Source organism: Lacticaseibacillus jixianensis, from assembly GCF_003946485.1.
Classification (GTDB): Bacteria; Bacillota; Bacilli; order Lactobacillales; family Lactobacillaceae; genus Lacticaseibacillus; species Lacticaseibacillus jixianensis.
Genome location: NZ_RHOJ01000047.1, coordinates 1 through 1,590 on the forward strand (window position 1 = coordinate 1; position 1,590 = coordinate 1,590).

At 47.9% G+C, this 1,590-nt stretch carries 1 protein-coding gene; it reads right to left on the bottom strand.

What is annotated here, in order from left to right; translation table 11 throughout:
- Positions 1–358: 358 nt before the first annotated feature.
- Positions 359–1,477 (bottom strand): IS110 family RNA-guided transposase, encoded by a 1,119-nt coding sequence (locus tag EKM85_RS11365; RefSeq protein ID WP_125586978.1) that lies wholly within the window; start codon positions 1,475–1,477, stop codon positions 359–361.
- Positions 1,478–1,590 lie beyond the last annotated feature (113 nt).

Below are 1,590 nucleotides of genomic sequence, written 5' to 3' on the forward strand. Positions count from 1 at the left end.
GGTAGCCTGTTATGAAGTGACCCGTGTCAACTCCAACTTTCAATTTTCGATATCATCGCTGGCACCAACAAGCTTCAGAGGCTCGTTGTCTTTCGACATTTAACCACTCTGTTATACGAGGATTGGCTACCTCAGGTTAATGGTCCTGTCGAAGGTTTTGGAATCTAGCTGCGTGGATCACAGACCTGTATTCTCTGGGTATGGCCATACCTAGAGAAGAATCTGTGCCAGAATAGGCTACTCGCAAATAACCAGACCGTCAGCTTCTGGAGCTCGTTGCTGCCAACGATGATGTCGTGAATCAGTTTCCACTTACGACCGTTTCTTGTCGACGTACTTTGGTTCTTGAACTTTAACTCTAATAATTGATGTTTCCGGTCTCCATACCCCAAACATATCCTGCTAGTGCTCTTGCCACGGCAGTGATTGCGACGTTGTAGGCTTTGCCTTGTGCTAACAGACGCTCGAACTTACGAAGGAGATGTAGGCTGGCTTTATCGGCATAACTGATCACTACGGCATCCTGACCAGCTTGTCTGGCTCTTAGGGCTTTGGACTTGTAGCCTGCTCTTCCTTTTACGAGGGCCTGGGCCGCTTCAATGAGTGTCGTTCGAACCACTGAGTTGCCTTGTTTGGTGATGCCACCTTTGAAGCTGTGTTCGCCACTTGAGTGCTCCGAAGGATTCAGACCAGCGTAGGACATAAAGGCAGGGGCCGTCTTGAAGCGCTTGAAGTCAGAAATCTCGACATGAAGCGTCATCGCCGTTGTTAGCGCCACGCCCTTCATGCAGGTTAGGGCCTGGACAGGTTCTTCGTACCGCTCGTTGTGTGAAAATTGTTCGATGGTCTGGTCATAACGGGCAATCTTTTCCTCGAGTTCACTGATCTGAAGTAGTTCTTCATCGATTACATCACGCAACACATCAGACACTGGCAAGGTTCTCGCCCAAGTCATATACGCCTGAGTCCACTTATTGGCCGATGATTCACATTTGAGCCCGTGTCTCAAGAACAGCGCAGCGAGTTGTTGCTTGACCCGCGTGAGCTGCTTCTTGACGGCTTTGCGTAACCGTAAGTATTCTCTGACGTCTTCATCCTGTTCATCTGGAACGTAGACCGGATGATAAGTATTGGCGGCGAGATTTCTGGCAATCATTTTGGCATCCATGTGATCGTTCTTGACCATCTTGTTCTTTGAGGAACTGTACATGGTCGATGGGGCCATGATGACACAAGGAATACCAAGCGATTGTAAGGACTTGTATAACGAATAGCCCAAACACCCAGCTTCGTAACCGGTCAAGAACTCGGTGTCTGGTGCACATTCTTCGGTTAAGTGATCAATGAACTGCTTGACCAATCTTGGCTCTGAGGCGCATTGGGTCTCAGCTAATATCTCACCGGCTTCACCGCTTAATGCACAGAGACTGAAAGTGGCTTTATGGACATCCATTCCAACGTACACTATACTTTTCATGAGTGGCCTCCTATTGCCTTTAGGGTAAGGATTGATTTGTTTGTTTTAGCTAACAACATTATCAATCTAAATCCCCGTGTCGACAATCTAGGGGGTCACTTCATATTATCTAG